Here is a 15,279-nt window from a genome sequence, read left to right as displayed (position 1 = left end):
TCAGCGCCCGCGCCGCCGCGCCACCTGGCGGAGCACGGCGAGGTGCTCCTCCCGGCAGCGCTCCCAGCTGAAGGACCGGGCACGCTCGACGCCGAGCGGGCCGAGCTCGCCGGTCCGCTCGATCGCCTCGAGGATCCCGTCCGCGATCGAGCGCGGCTCGAGCGGATCGACGTAGACCGCGGCGTCCCCGCAGATCTCCGGGAGCGAGCCCGCGTCGGAGGCGGCCACCGGGCATCCCGACGCCATCGCCTCGATCGGCGGGAGGCCGAAGCCCTCGTAGAGGCTCGGGAACGCCAGCACCGCGGCTCGGCGGTAGAGGTCGGCGAGCTCCTCCGGAGTGACGTGGCCGCGCCACTCGACGAAGTCCGGCAGCGGGCCGAGGCGGTCCAGATCCCCTCCTGTCAGCACGAGGCGGAGGGCGTGCCCCTCCTCCCGAAGCAGGCGCACCGCCTCGAACAGGCGGGCGTGGTTCTTGTGCGGCCAGGCGCGCGCCGGGTAGAAGACGAAGTCCTCGCGTGTGCCCAGATTCGCGACGAAGCGCCGGGTGTCCACGCCGAGATGCGACACGTGGATCCGCTCCTCCGGGATGCCCAGCAGCTCGACGATCCGCCCCTTGGTGAAGGCGCTGATGGTGATGACCGCGTCGGCGCGGCGAGCGGTCGCCTCGTAGGCGAGCCGGCGGAAGACGCGCTCGACGCGGGGGAAGAGGTGCGGGAGGTCGCGGTGCTGCAGATCGAACAGCATCTGCACGTGCCCCTGCCGCCGCGACGGCCACGGGAGCGGGACCGTGAACGGGAAGTAGAGCACCGCGTCCCGGCCGAGGCGCCGGCGCAGGCTCGGCGTGCGCAGGAGCGCCTGGAGCATCCCCACGGCCCGGCGGCGGTGGCCCGCCCCGCTGACGACCCCCTCGGCCACGACCTCGGGCACGCCCTCGCTGAAGCCGCGCGCGTTCTCGGGGACGAGCACCTGCACGTCGGGCCCCTCCTCCCCCGGCCGCGGCGCCAGGAGGCGCGTGAGCGCGCGCGCGTAGGTCTCGCCGCCGCCCATCCCGCCCGGGTCGACGGTGAGCACGGCGAGCGTGACGGGGCGGAGTTCCGGCATGGCGTCCAATCGGTCCGAAGCCCGGCCAGGATACCGGCGGGCCGCACCGCTCCCGGCGCCCGGCCGTGCCCGTGGGTAGTATGTGTCCCGCTGTCATCGACCCCGACGAATTGGACCACCACGTGCCCCGCGCTTTGATCACCGGAATCACCGGCCAGGACGGCCTCTACCTCGCCGAGCTCCTCCTCTCGAAGGGCTACGAGGTCTTCGGGCTCGTCCGCGGGCAGAACAACCCCAAGTACGAGCTGGTCCGCCGCACCGTGCCCGAGGTGACCCTGCTCACCGGCGACCTGACCGACGTGTCGAGCCTGGTGCGCGTGCTCGCCGCCGCCCAGCCCGACGAGGTCTACAACCTCGGTGCGATCTCGTTCGTCGCCTACTCGTGGGAGAACGCGTCGCTCACCACCGATGTGACCGGCAAGGGCGTGCTCAACATCCTCGAGGCGACCCGCCTCTACGCCGGCTCCGACATGTCGCGCGTGAAGTTCTACCAGGCCTCCTCCTCCGAGATGTTCGGCAAGGTCCAGCAGGTCCCGCAGAGCGAGGAGACGCTGCTCTGGCCGCGCTCGCCCTACGGAGTGGCCAAGGTCTTCGGCCACTACATGACCATCAACTACCGCGAGTCGTACGGCATGCACGCCTCCTCCGGCATCCTCTTCAACCACGAGTCGCCCCGCCGCGGCCCGGAGTTCGTCACCCGCAAGATCAGCCTCGCGGTCGCCCGCATCAAGCTCGGCCTCCAGGAGACGCTGGAGCTCGGCAACCTCGACGCGAAGCGCGACTGGGGCTTCGCCGGCGACTACGTCGACGCGATGTGGCGCATGCTGCAGCAGCCCGAGGGCGACGACTACGTGGTCGCGACCGGCGAGACCCACGAGATCCGCGAGTACCTCGACATCGCCTTCAACCACGTCGGCATCGAGGACTGGACCCCGTACGTGACCCAGAACCCCGCGTTCATGCGTCCCGCCGAGGTGGACCTGCTGATCGGCGACCCGGCGAAGGCGCGCGACGTCCTCGGCTGGGAGCCGAAGGTCTCGTTCCCCGAGCTCGTGGCGATGATGGTCGAGAACGACCTCGCCGAGCAGTCCGCGCTGATCAAGTAGTCATGCCTGCCGCTCTCGTCACCGGAGCGAGCGGTCAGGACGGGGGCTACCTCGTCGAGCGCCTGCTCGCCGACGGCTGGGAGGTCTCCGCGCTCGTGCGCGGGACCGACGACGCCGCTCTTCCCGCCGCCGTCCGCGCCTTCGAGGGCGATCTCCGCGACGCCTCCGGCCTCGGCCGTATCGTCGCGGAGGCGCAGCCGGACACGGTCTTCCACCTCGCCGGCCTCTCCTCCGTCGCGCTCTCGTGGAAGGAGCCCGTGCTCACGGCCGAGGTGACCGGCACCGCGGTCGCCGCGCTCCTGGAGGCCTCGCTGGCGCTCCAGGAGTCGGCGGGCCGGGAGGTCCGCTTCGTCCAGGCCTCCTCCTCCGAGATCTTCGGGGCCGCGACCGAGAACCCGCAGACCGAGCGGACCCCGATCCGCCCCGTCTCCCCTTACGGAGCCGCGAAGGCGTTCGCGCACCACCTCGTCGCGGTCTACCGCGGCCGAGGGCTCCACGCCTCGTCCGGCATCCTCTACAACCACGAGTCGCCGCGTCGGCCGCTCGGCTTCGTCACCCGCAAGATCACCTCCGGAGTCGCGGCGATCGCGACGGGCGCCGAGTCGGAGCTCTCGCTCGGCAATCTCGACGCGCGCCGCGACTGGGGCTGGGCTCCCGACTACGTGGACGCCCTCGTGCGCGCCTCGCGCGCCGAGGAGGCGGGCGACTACGTCGTGGCGACCGGAGTCGCGCACTCGGTCCGCGACTTCGTCCGTGCCGCCTTCACCGCGGCCGGCATCGACGACTGGGAGCAGCGGGTCACGATCGACCCGCGGTTCGCGCGCCCCGTGGACGCCCCCGAGATGCGCGGGGACGCCTCCCGGGCCCGCGAAGTGCTCGGCTGGGCGCCGACCGTCGGCTTCGAGGAGATCGTCGCCCGCATGGTCGAGAACGACCTCGAGCTGGCGCGCCGCTCCAACTGAGCCGCGCGCACCGCGTGCAGAAGGCCCTCGCTGCTCGAGCGGGGGCCTTCTGCACGCGGTGGATCGAGGACGCCTAGGCGGTCGCGTCCGACTGCTCGGCCCGGGCCCGCTCGTCGACGCCGTCTCCCTCGACGAGGTACGACCAGACGCGGGCGGCGTACTCGTCCCAGGTGCCGCCGTCGATCGCGAGCGCCTCCGCCGAGAGCCGCGCGTGCAGCTCGTCCTCGGTCAGCAGCCGCTCGAGGGCCGCGGCGATGTCGTGGTCGTCGTGCGGATCGACGAACAGTGCGCCGCCCGAGGCGGAGACCTCGTGCATGCTGCCGAATCCGGAGGTCACGACCGGGGTGCCGACCGAGATCGACTCCACGATCGGGAGACCGTAGCCCTCGTTGATCGAGGGGAACACGGTGCACCGGGCCAGGCGGTAAGCGCTCCAGAGCAGCGCGTCGGTGATCTTGGAGAGCGAGCGGACCGGACGGCCCTGGCCCTCGAGGACCTCGAGTCGGTACTCGAACTCGGCGCTGCTCCAGGCGTTGCCGCCGATGAAGACCAGGCTGAAGCGCACGCCCCGGCGCCAGAGCAGCTCGGCGGCCTGGAGCACCGCCAGGTGGTTCTTCCGCGGCTCGTGGCTGCCGACGCAGACGACGAGCGGGAGGTCACCGGTCACCAGCGAGCGCGCGGCGGTGGCCAGCTCCTCGTCCGAGACGCTCTCCGGCTGCGAGGGCAGCAGGATCGGCCGGATGTCCGGCCCCTGCATCCCGACGCTGCCGAGCATGTGGCGCCAGCCGGAGTACTCGGTCGCGGCCGCCTCGGAGATGGTCGCGATGCGGTCCATGTGCGACACAGCGACGAGCGTGCGCGAGAAGGCGGCGCTGATGCCGGTGCTCGCCGTCTCGGCGGTGGTGACCGGCACGCAGTCGAAGCCGATGGTGCCCGTGCGGTTGCCGCTGAACTCGGCGAGGGCGGAGACGCGCGACGTCCGCTCGTCCTCCACGGCGAGCTCGGGCAGGAGGTAGGTGCCCTGCCACGGGACGATCACGCGGGAGCGGTCCTCCGCGGCGTCGGGCACGTCGCCCGAGACGGCGTTCCGGCTCTGCTCCGGGGTGAGCATGACGAGCGACTCGTGGGTCGAGTCCCAGCCGGCGAGCAGGATCTCGTGGTCGCGCGTCCAGCGGACGAGGCTCTGGCGCACCACGCGCTGGATGCCCGTGGCCAGTCCCGTGCGCGCGGTGTGGTGAACGTCGACGACGACCGCGCCGACGACCACCTCGACCTCGGGGTGGTGGAAGCGGGCGAAGACCCGGTTCGAGGCGATGGTGGACGCGGCGTGGGTGAGCAGACCGGCGGTGCCGTCCAGCCGGGCCCGGCGGCGGCCGTCGACGACGTCCTCCCGGCGCGGGAGCGTGCCGCGGAGGACGGCGAGCACCAGCCAGACCTCGCGGTCGGTGGGGGCGGGCAGCAGAACGCTCAGCTGTCCCGTGAGGGCGTCGACGCTGCCCAGCGGCTCCACGGTGGGGGCCAGGGTGCGCACCAGGGTGGCGAGACGGTCGACCAGGTACTGCTTAGAGCGCACGGGGCGCCTCCTCGTGCTCGATGAGGGCCGAGGGGCCGATCAGGGCGGCCCACAGCTCCCGGGCGTAGTCGTCCCAGGTGCGCTCGGGCCGCTCGGCCGCCTCGAGGCGGAGCTCGTCGACGAGCTCCGGCGACGTCAGCAGGCGGCGCATGCCGTCGGTGATCTCCTCGTCGGACTCCGGGTCGATCAGGACGCATCCGCCGTGCTCGGCGATCTGCGCCGTGCTGCCGTAGCGCGAGGTCAGCACGGGGAGCCCGATCGACAGCGCCTCGGCGACCGGCAGGCCGTACCCCTCGTGCAGCGACGGGAACGCCAGGAACAGCGCCTCCCGGTAGCTCGCGATCAGGACGTCGTCGTCGGCTCCGCGGAGCACCTCGACCGGGCGTCCGGCGGCGACCAGCTCGCGCACGCGGGGATCGAAGACCTGGTGCGCCCACGGGTTGGCCCCGCCGATGAAGCGGACGCGGAAGCGCAGGCCCTCGCGCCAGAGGACCTCGGCGGCGTGCAGCACCGCGAGGTGGTTCTTGCGGGGCTCCTGGCTGCCGACGCAGAGCACGAGCGGCAGGCCGGACGCGCTCCGGCCCTCGGAGCGCAGGCCGTCCGGGAGCTCCACGGGCAGCGGGATCGGGACGACGGTCGGGCCGGTGAGGCCCTGAGCGGGGAGCGCTCGCACGAAGCCCTCGAACTCCAGCGCGGCCGCGGTGCTCACCGTGGCGACGCGCTCGGCGTGCTTGACCACGGAGAGGAAGTTGACGAAGCGCACCGTCTCCTCCGGCGGCACCGTGTCGGCGCTGACGACGGGGATGGCGTCGTGGCCGAGGACGACGACCTCGTTGCCGGAGTACTCGGCGAGGGCCGCGAGCGGCCCGCACTGGTTGTAGTCCGGCACCGAGGGGATGACGACGACGCTGCGGTAGGGCACGACGAACTCGATGCGCTCCGGATCGCCGTGCTCCCAGTCGCGCCGCCCGGCGGAGGACCAGTCGACGACGCGCTCGTGCTCGATCGCGCTCAGCCGCCGGAAGGACATCGATCCGTGGACCCAGGCGACCGGGACGATCTCGTGCTCGGCGTCCCAGCGGGACACGGTCTGGCGCACGACCCGCTGGACGCCGGTGTTGTGCCCGTGGCGGGCGGGGAAGTCGACGTCGATCAGGACGGCCCCGGTGACGACCTCGACGCGGGCGTCCAGATCGGCGAACCCGGTCGCGGTGCGGGAGCCGGCCTCGAGGAAGATGCGCAGCGCCGCCTCCTCGGAGGCGAGCTCGAGGGCGCGGCGGAACCAGTCGAACAGCTCGCTCGTCGGGTACGCGGCCGTGAACGACACCAGCGCGACCCAGGTCAGCTCGTCGTCCTGGCGCGAGCGGATCTCGCGGGCCACCTCGTCGAGGTACGGGCCGGGCCCGCGGGTGCGCAGCGAGGCGCGGCGCTCCTCGTCGAAGAGGAGCGCGCCGATCTGCTCCAGGCGCTGCAGCATCGCCTCCGTGCGGTGGGCGCGCGCGGCGGCCGCGCCGGCGGCCGAGACCTGCGACCGGTCGCTCATCGCGCCCGACCGGACAGGCGGCGCTTCACGAAGCGCGCGCTGTGGCCGACGGCGCCCGACAGCCCGAGCTGCTCGACGCGGATCTGGAAGGTGCGCACCAGGCGGAGCGGCTTCGTCACCCGCCAGGAGAGGGTGCGTTCGAAGCCGGAGGCGGTCACTCCGCCCACCTGGATCCGCTCGACCCACTCGTCGAAGGGGTCGTTGAGGAGGGAGTCGACCTGCGCGCGCAGGCGGGCGAGCTCCTCGTCCGGGGACTCGGGCTCGGCGAGACGGGGCTCGATGGGAGCCCCGGACGTGCGGGCGGGCTCGGCCGGGACGGCGGCGGGAGCGGCGTCGCCGACGGCCGACTCGAGGCTCGGGTCGGGAGCGGGAGGAGCGTCCTCGCCCGTGCCGCCGAGGACGGGGGCAGGGTCCCCAGCGCTCTGCGGCGCCGGGTCCAGGGGGACGTCGGAAGGCTGCGTGGGCATGGCGAACACCTCGTTCGTGTCGTTCAGTCGGCGAGCGGGAGCAAGACTACCCGCCATGCGCCGCGCACCGGCACGCCAGCCAGGGGGCTCCAGGGTGGGCCGCACGTATAATGATGCGGTCCGTCGCCCGGCGGAGGCCGAGAGCTTGGAGTTCCATGCCCAGCAAAGCTGTGGATCGCGCGCGCGCGATCGCCGACGAGCCGTTCCAGATCGCCGGCACCACGTCGGCCGTCGGCGGCGGCTCGGGCGGCTTCGTCGCCTCCCTCGCCGAGATCCTGCGGCACCGCGAGCTGCTCCGCCTGCTCGTGGGGCGCGAGCTGAAGTCGCGCTACAAGGACAGCAGCCTGGGCTTCGTCTGGAGCCTCGTCCGGCCGCTGATCATGCTCCTCATCTACTACGTGGCGATCGGCCAGATCCTCGGGGCCTCTCGCGGCGTCCCGAACTTCGCGATCTTCGTCTTCTCGGGGCTCACCCTCTGGGGCCTGTTCAGCGAGATCGTGACCGCGGGCACCACGTCGATCCTCGGCAACGGCGGACTGATCAAGAAGGTGTACCTGCCGCGGGAGATCTTCCCGGTGGCGGCCATCGGCTCGGCCCTCTTCAACTTCGGTGTGCAGTTCGTCGTCCTGATCGCGGGAGCCGTCCTCACGGGCTCGCTGATCTTCGGCGTCCAGCTCCTCTACATCGTGCCCGCGCTGGCGATCGTGCTCGTGTACGGCCTCGCGCTGGCCCTGGCCCTCTCGGCCCTCAACGTCTACCTCCGCGACGTCCAGTTCCTCGTCGAGGTCGGGCTGCAGATCTTCTTCTGGCTCTCCCCCATCGTCTACGCGTGGAACTTCGTCGTCGCCGCCTCGACCGGAGCGGGCCACGGCTGGGCCGAGCAGCTCTACCTGATCAACCCGATCTCGAACGCGATCCTCGCCTTCCAGCGCGCGATCTGGGGAGACGGCTCGCGCGTCAGCATCATCGACGGCAACGAGATCGCCCCCCAGGTGTGGCCGCCGGACATGGAGCTGCGCCTTCTCATCGTCCTCGTCGTCGGGCTGGTGTTCGTGTGGATCGGCCACCGGATCTTCCGCCGCCTCGAGGGCAACTTCGCCCAGGAGATCTGATCGTGACCCTCACCAGCAAGCAGGAGTCCGTGCCCGCCTCCTCCGGCACCCCGACCGTCGTCCGGGTGCGCAACGCCTCCAAGCGCTTCGTCATCCGCAAGGACAAGTCGTTCAAGGAGCGGATCGTCAACTTCGGCCGCGGGCGCAAGCACCGCGACGAGTTCTGGGCACTCCGCGACGTCGACCTCGAGATCCCACTGGGCTCGACCGTCGGCCTCATCGGCGCGAACGGATCGGGCAAGAGCACGCTCCTCAAGCTCATCGGCGGCATCGTGCAGCCGACGACCGGCACCGTGGAGCGCCGCGGGCGCCTCGCCGCGCTCCTCGAGCTCGGAGCGGGCTTCCACCCCGACCTCACCGGGCGCGAGAACGTCTACCTCAACGGCGCGATCCTCGGACTCTCGCGGAGCGAGCTGGACAGCAAGTTCGACTCGATCGTCGACTTCTCCGAGATCGCCGAGTTCATCGACACCCAGGTCAAGTTCTACTCGTCGGGCATGTACGTGCGGCTCGCCTTCGCGATCGCGATCCACACCGATCCCGACCTGCTGCTCGTCGACGAGGTGCTCGCCGTCGGCGACGAGCCGTTCCAGCGCAAGTGCATGGACCGCATCCGCGCCTTCCAGCGCGCGGGGAAGACCATCGTGCTGGTCACCCACTCGCTCGAGCAGGTCGGCGAGCTCTGCGACCGCACCATCGTCCTCGAGAAGGGCACCGTCGTCTTCGACGGCGAGACCTCGGAGGGGCTCCAGGTCCTCCGCGAGAGCTTCGAGGACCGTCGGGCCGCCCGCCAGGAACGCGAGGCCGAGGCCGCCGAGGCTGCGGACGAGCCCGCCCCCCAGCTCATCGAGATCCTGGGCTGCCGACTGCGCGGCGGATCCATCGAGCACGGCGGCACGGTCGTCCGCAGCGGCGAGACCCTCGAGTTCGACGTCACGGTGCGCACCAGCCGCCCGGTCGACGACTGGAACATCGGCATGGGCATCGACACGCCCCTCGGCCAGCGCGTCTTCGGGACGAACACCGAGCGCATCGGCACGCCGCTGAGCGCGGTCGACGGTGAGATGACGGTCACCTTCACCCTCCCCGACCTGCACCTCGGCGCCGGCAACTACGCCGTGCACGCCTCCTCGGCCACCTTCTCGCAGGGCGAGACCATGCGGATCCCGGTCGCCGCGACCTTCACGGTCGAGCGGGCCTCCGTGCACGACGGCGTCGTCGACATCGACTCCACCGTCCGCCTCAGCAGGCCGTGACCGCGCGGCGCCGCCGCCTCCTGGTCGACGCGACCGCCCTCGCGGCGCCGCGCCTGACCGGGGTCGGCCGCGTCCTGCTCGGCCTGCTGCACGCCCTGGACACCGACGCGACCGCCGCAGACGTCGAGGTGCTCCTTGTCGTGCCGGCGAGCGAGGCCGGCTCGCTCGAGCGCTTCGGCTTCCGTACGCTGCGCGTCCGACCGGTGCCGCTGCCCCGGCCGGTGTGGAGCGCACTGACCCGACTGCCCGCGCCCGGGATCGACCTCCTGCTCGGCCGTGGCGCCTACTTCTTCCCGAACTTCCGGAGCTGGCCGCTCGCCCGCTCCCGCTCGCTCACCTTCGTGCACGACGTCTGCTTCGCTGTGATGCCCGAGCTCGTTCCTCGCGAGCGCCGAGAGCTGCTGTCGCGGTCGGTGCCCCGGTGGATCCGGCGCAGCGATCTGGTCCTGACCGGCACCCCGTCGTCCGCAGCCGAGGTCGAGAGCGCTCTGGGCGTCGCTCTCGAGCGCGTCCGCGTGCTGCCGACCACGATCGACGCAGACCTCTTCCATGCCCGTGGGGAGGAGGAGGTGGCGCGGGTCCGCGCGCAGCACGGGCTCGGGTCCTACCTGCTCTTCGTCGGATCGATCGAGCGCCGCAAGAACCTCGTCACCCTGGTGGACGCGTACCGGCAGGCCGAGCGGCCGGAGAACCACACCCTGCTCCTGGTCGGCGGGGACGGCTGGGACAACGAGGACGTCCACTCCGCCGTCGCCCGCGCGGTGGCCGCAGGAGCCGACGTGCGCTTCGCCTCCTCCTACGTCGCCGACGAGGATCTGCCGGCCCTGCTCACGGGGGCCGACGCCGTCGCCATGCCCTCCTGGCACGAGGGCTTTGGCCTGCCCGCCCTCGAGGCCGTCGCCTGCGGCACTCCGGTGCTCGCGGCAGACATCCCCGGCCTCCGCGACGCGCTCGCCGGGCGGGAGTCCGCCGCCGTCTTCATCGACCCGGCGGACCGCACCGGGTGGTCGGCCGCGATCGGAGAGGCGCTGCGCCGTCCCCGGCGACTCGCACCGGAGCCCATCCCGGGGTGGGACCGCACCGCCCGGCGCCTGCTCGAGCTGGCCTTCGACGACCGCTGATCAGCGCCGGGTCGTGAACAGCAGCCAGCGCCCGGAGACGGAGGCGACCTCGGGCTCGACGTCCCCCGTCGCCGCCTCGACGTAGGCCCGCCAGCCGTCGGGGTCGTCGGTGTAGCCGGCGGTGTCCACGTAGACGGCGCAGGCGCCGCTGCCCGCCACGGCGTCGGCGAACTCCGCGGGGTCGTCGACGTCGCCCCAGACGTCCCAGCCGTAGGTGCCCTCCACCGCCCCGTAGCTCCAGCGGAGGCGTCCCTCCTCGGTCGCGAGGTAGGGCAGCGCCTCGTCGTAGTCGGAGAGCGCTCCGATCCGCCCGCTGTCGGGGAAGCTCTTCAGGGGGAGCTCCACTACTCCGCAGCCGTCGTCCAGCTGCGCGTCGGCCTCCGACACGAACGAGCGCATCTCGGAGTCGTCGGTCGGAGCGATCGGCACCGCGGCCGATACTCCGGCCAGCTGATCGACCACGGCGACGGCGGCGAGGAGCGCCGCCACGAGGATCCGGACACCGCCACGGGCCGTGATCCGATCGAGCAGGAGCGCGAGCACGCCGAGGACGAGGACCGCGATGACGATCGACATCCGCGCCCACGCACGGATCGTCGGCCCCGCCACCAGCGAGACCACGACGCCCAGGCCCGTCACCGTGTAGAAGAGGAGCGCGGCCAGTGTCGCCACGGCGAGGACGCGCACGCGGGCGTCCGAGAAGAACCGGCCGACCGCGGTCGCACGGAGCGCCCGTCCGCCGCCGAGCGCGGAGATCGGGAGCGCCACGAGCGTGATCAGGAGCGCGACGCTGGCGAGGATCGAGAACCCGGGCGGCTCCGTCGTCGGCGCCACGCCGGACTGGCCCGCGTAGGTGTTGAGCAGGCCGTACCCCTGCGGCAGCCCGGTCCCCGACCAGGGCAGGCCCAGCAGCACGAGCTTGCCGGCGTAGGCCTCCGACTCCCCCACGGTCCGCGACGTGAAGTACGGGCTGTAGCGCTCCCCGAAGTCGAGCGAGAGCAGCAGCAGCGAGAGCCCGACGAACACGCCGAGCGCGAGGATCGGCACCGACGAGACCGCGAGCACGCGCAGCCGCTCGCGGGAGAGGAGCCCGGCGGCCGTGCTCACCGCCCAGGTCGCTCCGAGGACCAGGACCGCGAAGACGTAGTAGTAGCCGCCCGTGCTCGCCACCAGGAGCCCGAGCACGACTCCCGGGACGACGGAGCGCAGTACGCGGCTCCTCCGCGTCGCGCCCCGCTCGGCCCAGGCTCGGAGAGGATCGGTGCGCGGTCCGGCGACCATCAGCACCATCACGCCCAGGAGCGGGATCGCCCAGTAGTTGGCGAGGAACGCGTGGCCGAATCCGATCCGGAGGAAGTGGTACGGCAGCAGCGACAGCAGGACCGCGGAGAACGCCGCGACCCAGGGCCGCGTGCGGAGGGCGCGGAAGAACACGTAGCCGGTGACGGCGACCGTCGCGAACGTGCCCAGGTAGAAGACGTTCAGGAGCGTCGTCCCGTCGCGCACCACGAGGGCCAGGACCGACACGGCGAGGGCGGAGGCGACGTCGAACTGCGCGCTGAAGAAGGCGTTGAACCCGTCGGGGAAGCCGAGCGCCGCGTTGCCGTCGAACGGGAACGCCTGCGTGGCGCTGGTGAAGAGCGTGTAGTGCAGGATCTGGTCGTCGCCGCCCACGGTCCAGCGGGCCGTCAGGTCCTGCGGCCCGATCCCGAGCGCGAGCACGGCGGCGACGACCGAGACGAGGGCGGCGACGAGGGCCCATCCGAGCTCGACGAGCGTCCGGCGCCGCCGACTCGCCGTCCGCGGGCCGCGCACGTCAGTAGCCCCGCTCACGGCGCTGCTCCTCCACGCTGGTCTGGACGATCCGGTTCAGCTCGGTCTCGCCGTCGGTGCCCGCGTAGTCGTAGATGTCGAACCCCCCGCAGGCGACGATATCGGAGGGAGCGCCGAGCGTCCCGCGCGCGAGCCCCGCCCAGTCGGGCGAGCGGTCGGCCAGGACGAAGCTGTACTGCCGGTCGCGGTAGTCGCTCAGGTTGTTCATCCACAGCTGCACCGTGAAGTCGAAGTTGACCTGCTGGACGTGCAGCGAGGCCGGCCCGTAGAGGTCCAGCGGCCGCGTGGACCAGAACGAGCCGACGCCCGCGAGCTCGCGGCCGTCGATCCAGCGCTCCAGGCAGTCGGCGTCCGGGTCCGATCGCGCCTCGGCCGCCGCGGAGGCGACCGCCGTTGTGGCCGGCACGGCGGCGACGACGAGGCCTGCGGCGGCCAGCGGGGCGACGACGCGGACGACCGGCGCCAGCCGCGCGCCCGCAGCACGCCGGTGCGCCGCCGCGGCGCCGATCAGGGCGATCACGACCACGGTCGCGGTCACCGGGATCGGCATCAGGTAGCGGCTGACCGAGCTGCCGGTGAAGACCTGCACCACCAGGAGCACCGCCGTCTGCGCCGGCAGGAACGCGCACACCGCGAAGCGCGCACGGGCCGCCTCGTCGAGGGCGGCTCCCCGCGCCAGTCGGGCGACACCGGCCACGACGACGGCGAGGGCCGCCAGCAGCAGCAGACCCAGCAGCGCCACCTCGAGCTTGCCGATCAGCGGCGCCTTCAGCACCAGGAACTGCACGATCAGGTCGTCCAGTGCCGTCCCGGCGAGCGGCAGCCGGAGGTACCCGCCGGCGTCGGTCCCGATCAGGAAGCCGAGCGGGACCCGCAGCGCGGCTCCGAGCGCGGCGGCCCCGAGGACCGTGCCCGCGACGATCAGGACCGCTCGGGGAGCAGCGAGAGCGAGCACCAGCAGCACGACGAGGACCACCAGCAGGGGGCCGACGAACTGCACCAGGAGGAGCGGATCGGAGAGGGTCGTCGCGGCGACGGCCGCTCCGACCAGGAGCAGCGGACGCGCGGCCGGACGGCGCTCGCGCAGCGCGCCCAGGGCGACGGCGAGCCCGGCGAGGCCTGTGAGCACCGCGCCGTAGTAGTAGGTCGTGAGGAGGAAGGTGGTCGCCAGGGCCCCCTCGTTGTTGAGCGCGCGGCCCTCCGTCAGGCAGAGCACCAGCAGCACGGCGATGCCGGCGAGCGCGGCGGCGGGCCGCAGCCGGCGGTGCCGGTCCGCGACGAGCCGTCGCGCGAGCATCCGGAGCACACCGTAGAGGAGGACGACGTTGAGCACGGCGTTGACCGCGAGCGCCGCCGCGGGATCGCCACCGGTCAGCAGCCACGCGACGCCGAAGACGGGGAGCTCGGGGAAGAGGAAGAGCTGGCTCGTCATCACCCACGCCGCGGGGCGGCCCTCGGCGAAGGACTGCAGGATCAGCGGCAGCGCCAGCGAGTCGCCGTCGCGGAAGAGCAGCGGCCGCCACGGCGTGCCGACCATGAATCCGAGCACGAGCAGGGTCCCGCTGACGACGACGGCGAGGGCGGCGAGCTCGAGGAGGGCCCTCCGGGTCCGAGGGGATCCCGTCGGACCCGCCGTCACCGGTGCTTCCCGCCGAACCGGATGGCCAGGACGAGCAGGAGGTTCTTCAGGAGGGTGTCGCTCGGGATCTTGGAGTTGCCGACCGTGCGGTCGAGGAAGACGATCGGGATCTCCTTCACTCCGCGGGCCCGGCGCAGCGCCCGGTACTTGAGCACGATCTGGAAGCCGTAGCCGGCTGCGCGGATCGTCTCGAGGTGGAGGGTGCGCAGGAGGTCCGCGCTGAAGAGGTTGAAGCCGCCGGTCCAGTCGGTGATCTTCGAGCCGAGGAAGAGGCGCGTGTAGAGGTTGCCGCCACCGCTCAGCAGCTTGCGGTCGAGCGTCCAGTCGGGAGTGCCCCCGCCCGCGATGTAGCGGGAGGCGACCACGAAGTCGGCGCCCGCGCGCACCTCGCGGAGGAAGGCGTCGATGTAGTCCGGGTCGTGCGAGAGGTCGGCGTCCATCTGCAGCAGGTAGTCGTAGCGGCGCTCGGCCGCGAGGAGGTGCTGGAAGGCCCAGATGTACGCCGCGCCGAGCCCCTCCTTCTTCTCGCGCGACAGCACGAGGACCTCGAAGGTGTCGGATCCGAGCTCGGCCGCGAGCTCGCGCGCGCGGTCCGCGGTGCCGTCGGGGGAGCTGTCGTCGATGACGGCGACGGTCACGTGGAAGTCGGGGTTGCGGGACGCCGCGAGCGCGACCCGCGGCAGCGCCGTCGCGATGTTCGCGACTTCGTTGTAGGTGGGGACGACGACGGCGAGGGAGCGCATGAGGCGGGGAGGATCCGTTCTTCCGGTGCACCGGCTGACCGGTGAGAGCCCTGCGAGTATAACGAGGCGGTGCTCGCGAGCCTCCGAGCGCGCCCCGCGGCCCGCCGCCCCGCCCGCGCACTCTCTCAGGAACATGGCACCGGCCGTTCGACCGCCCGGCAGGGGTCCGCGGTTACGATGGACGACAGTGCACGGCGGTTCACCCCTTGTTCGCCTGCCCCGATGGACGCCCGTCGGAGCCCGACGGTCGGGCATCGACGCCAGAGGGGGACGGGAAAGAGCACCGCAGATGAAGAGACTCCTCGAATCGCAGAAGGTCCGCTTCCTCATCGCGGGCTGCACCAACACGGCGATCGACTTCCTCATCCTCAACACGCTCGTGCTCCTGCTCGGTCTGCCGACCCTCGTCGCCAACGTCTTCTCCGTCCTGGTCGGCATCACGATCTCGTACGCGCTGAACCACTTCTTCGTCTTCCGCCACCCGGGCAGGGTCTCGGTCGCCACGTTCGCGAAGTTCTTCCTCGTCACCGGGTTCAGCTCGCTGGTCCTGCAGTCGGCGATCATCTACGGCTTCGAGGTCTTCTTCGACACCCGCTTCGGCAACTCGCTGCTCTTCCTCCCCAGCTCCGGCGAGAACGCCTTCCTCGCGATCAACATCGCCAAGGCCGTCGCCGTCCTCGTGGGACTGGTGTGGAACTTCTGCATGTACAAGTTCGTCGTCTTCCGCCGTCCGGCGCACGATGCTCTGCCCGCGATCGAGACGGTCTCCCCCGCCGCCGTGGCCGTCAGCACCGAGCCCGTCGACATCGTCCGCTGAGGGCCG

At 72.1% G+C, this 15,279-nt stretch carries 13 protein-coding genes; 6 read left to right on the top strand and 7 right to left on the bottom strand.

All coding sequences use genetic code 11. From position 1 onward, the window contains the following. On the bottom strand, positions 1–1,101 hold the full coding sequence (locus tag C5C30_RS00180; RefSeq protein ID WP_104332956.1) for a glycosyltransferase family 1 protein: 1,101 nt from the start codon (positions 1,099–1,101) through the stop codon (positions 1–3). Positions 1,102–1,223: 122 nt separating this feature from the next. Here C5C30_RS00180 and C5C30_RS00175 point away from each other — a divergent pair, with 122 nt between their 5' ends. Both C5C30_RS00175 and C5C30_RS00170 read left to right on the top strand, forming a co-directional pair. After that, positions 1,224–2,207: a GDP-mannose 4,6-dehydratase gene (locus tag C5C30_RS00175; protein WP_104275317.1), complete on the top strand. Its 984-nt coding sequence runs from the start codon at positions 1,224–1,226 to the stop codon at positions 2,205–2,207. 2 nt (positions 2,208–2,209) lie between these two features. Continuing rightward, complete coding sequence (locus tag C5C30_RS00170; RefSeq protein ID WP_104225475.1) at positions 2,210–3,169, top strand: GDP-mannose 4,6-dehydratase; 960 nt, start codon at positions 2,210–2,212, stop codon at positions 3,167–3,169. Positions 3,170–3,242: 73 nt separating this feature from the next. On the opposite strand, the gene C5C30_RS00165 is transcribed toward C5C30_RS00170, so the two are convergent. The 3 genes from C5C30_RS00165 to C5C30_RS00155 are packed head-to-tail and all read right to left on the bottom strand — an operon-like array spanning position 3,243 to position 6,752. Continuing rightward, entirely contained in the window at positions 3,243–4,742 is a 1,500-nt protein-coding gene (locus C5C30_RS00165) for a glycosyltransferase family 1 protein (RefSeq protein WP_104332955.1), read from the bottom strand. Beyond that, the gene (locus C5C30_RS00160) at positions 4,732–6,285 is read right to left on the bottom strand and encodes a glycosyltransferase family 1 protein (protein WP_104332954.1); all 1,554 of its coding nucleotides are present in this window, start codon (positions 6,283–6,285) and stop codon (positions 4,732–4,734) included. The genes C5C30_RS00165 and C5C30_RS00160 overlap by 11 nt, the downstream gene beginning before the upstream one ends. Further along, positions 6,282–6,752 carry a hypothetical protein gene (locus C5C30_RS00155; protein ID WP_104223152.1) on the bottom strand — a complete coding sequence of 157 codons (471 nt, stop codon included), beginning with the start codon at positions 6,750–6,752 and terminating at the stop codon, positions 6,282–6,284. Before C5C30_RS00155 ends, C5C30_RS00160 begins: the two co-directional genes overlap by 4 nt. 155 nt (positions 6,753–6,907) lie before the next feature. Between C5C30_RS00155 and C5C30_RS00150 the strand changes: the two genes are divergently transcribed. The 3 genes from C5C30_RS00150 to C5C30_RS00140 are packed head-to-tail and all read left to right on the top strand — an operon-like array spanning position 6,908 to position 10,241. Further along, positions 6,908–7,864, top strand: coding sequence for an ABC transporter permease (locus tag C5C30_RS00150; protein WP_104223153.1), 957 nt, complete (start codon positions 6,908–6,910; stop codon positions 7,862–7,864). A gap of 2 nt (positions 7,865–7,866) precedes the next feature. After that, complete coding sequence (locus C5C30_RS00145) at positions 7,867–9,120, top strand: ABC transporter ATP-binding protein (RefSeq protein WP_244229465.1); 1,254 nt, start codon at positions 7,867–7,869, stop codon at positions 9,118–9,120. Beyond that, positions 9,117–10,241, top strand: a complete 1,125-nt coding sequence (locus tag C5C30_RS00140; protein WP_104332953.1) for a glycosyltransferase family 1 protein — start codon at positions 9,117–9,119, stop codon at positions 10,239–10,241. Before C5C30_RS00145 ends, C5C30_RS00140 begins: the two co-directional genes overlap by 4 nt. Here C5C30_RS00140 and C5C30_RS00135 read toward each other — a convergent pair whose 3' ends face one another. From C5C30_RS00135 to C5C30_RS00125, 3 genes are read right to left on the bottom strand one after another with little or no spacing between them, the layout of a single operon-like run. Beyond that, positions 10,242–12,074, bottom strand: a complete 1,833-nt coding sequence (locus tag C5C30_RS00135; protein WP_146081453.1) for a hypothetical protein — start codon at positions 12,072–12,074, stop codon at positions 10,242–10,244. It lies immediately after the preceding gene. Then, positions 12,058–13,713, bottom strand: a complete 1,656-nt coding sequence (locus tag C5C30_RS00130; protein ID WP_104332951.1) for a hypothetical protein — start codon at positions 13,711–13,713, stop codon at positions 12,058–12,060. Before C5C30_RS00130 ends, C5C30_RS00135 begins: the two co-directional genes overlap by 17 nt. Next, on the bottom strand, positions 13,710–14,456 hold the full coding sequence (locus C5C30_RS00125) for a polyprenol monophosphomannose synthase (protein ID WP_104223157.1): 747 nt from the start codon (positions 14,454–14,456) through the stop codon (positions 13,710–13,712). The genes C5C30_RS00130 and C5C30_RS00125 overlap by 4 nt, the downstream gene beginning before the upstream one ends. A 289-nt stretch (positions 14,457–14,745) precedes the next feature. Here C5C30_RS00125 and C5C30_RS00120 point away from each other — a divergent pair, with 289 nt between their 5' ends. Next, the gene (locus C5C30_RS00120; protein ID WP_104223158.1) at positions 14,746–15,273 is read left to right on the top strand and encodes a GtrA family protein; all 528 of its coding nucleotides are present in this window, start codon (positions 14,746–14,748) and stop codon (positions 15,271–15,273) included. Positions 15,274–15,279: the final 6 nt, after the last annotated feature.

This window comes from Rathayibacter sp. AY2B5 (genome assembly GCF_002931645.1).
Lineage (GTDB): Bacteria > Actinomycetota > Actinomycetes > Actinomycetales > Microbacteriaceae > Rathayibacter.
Note: the sequence above shows the minus strand (reverse complement) of the source record. Positions and strands in the feature narration are given on the sequence as shown.

Coding starts and splice junctions, on each gene's coding strand:
- C5C30_RS00180 (WP_104332956.1), bottom strand. CDS start 1,101: ATGCCGGAACTCCGCCCCGTCACGCTCGCCGTGCTCACCGTCGACCCG.
- C5C30_RS00170 (WP_104225475.1), top strand. CDS start 2,210: ATGCCTGCCGCTCTCGTCACCGGAGCGAGCGGTCAGGACGGGGGCTAC.
- C5C30_RS00160 (WP_104332954.1), bottom strand. CDS start 6,285: ATGAGCGACCGGTCGCAGGTCTCGGCCGCCGGCGCGGCCGCCGCGCGC.
- C5C30_RS00155 (WP_104223152.1), bottom strand. CDS start 6,752: ATGCCCACGCAGCCTTCCGACGTCCCCCTGGACCCGGCGCCGCAGAGC.
- C5C30_RS00150 (WP_104223153.1), top strand. CDS start 6,908: ATGCCCAGCAAAGCTGTGGATCGCGCGCGCGCGATCGCCGACGAGCCG.
- C5C30_RS00125 (WP_104223157.1), bottom strand. CDS start 14,456: ATGCGCTCCCTCGCCGTCGTCGTCCCCACCTACAACGAAGTCGCGAAC.
- C5C30_RS00120 (WP_104223158.1), top strand. CDS start 14,746: ATGAAGAGACTCCTCGAATCGCAGAAGGTCCGCTTCCTCATCGCGGGC.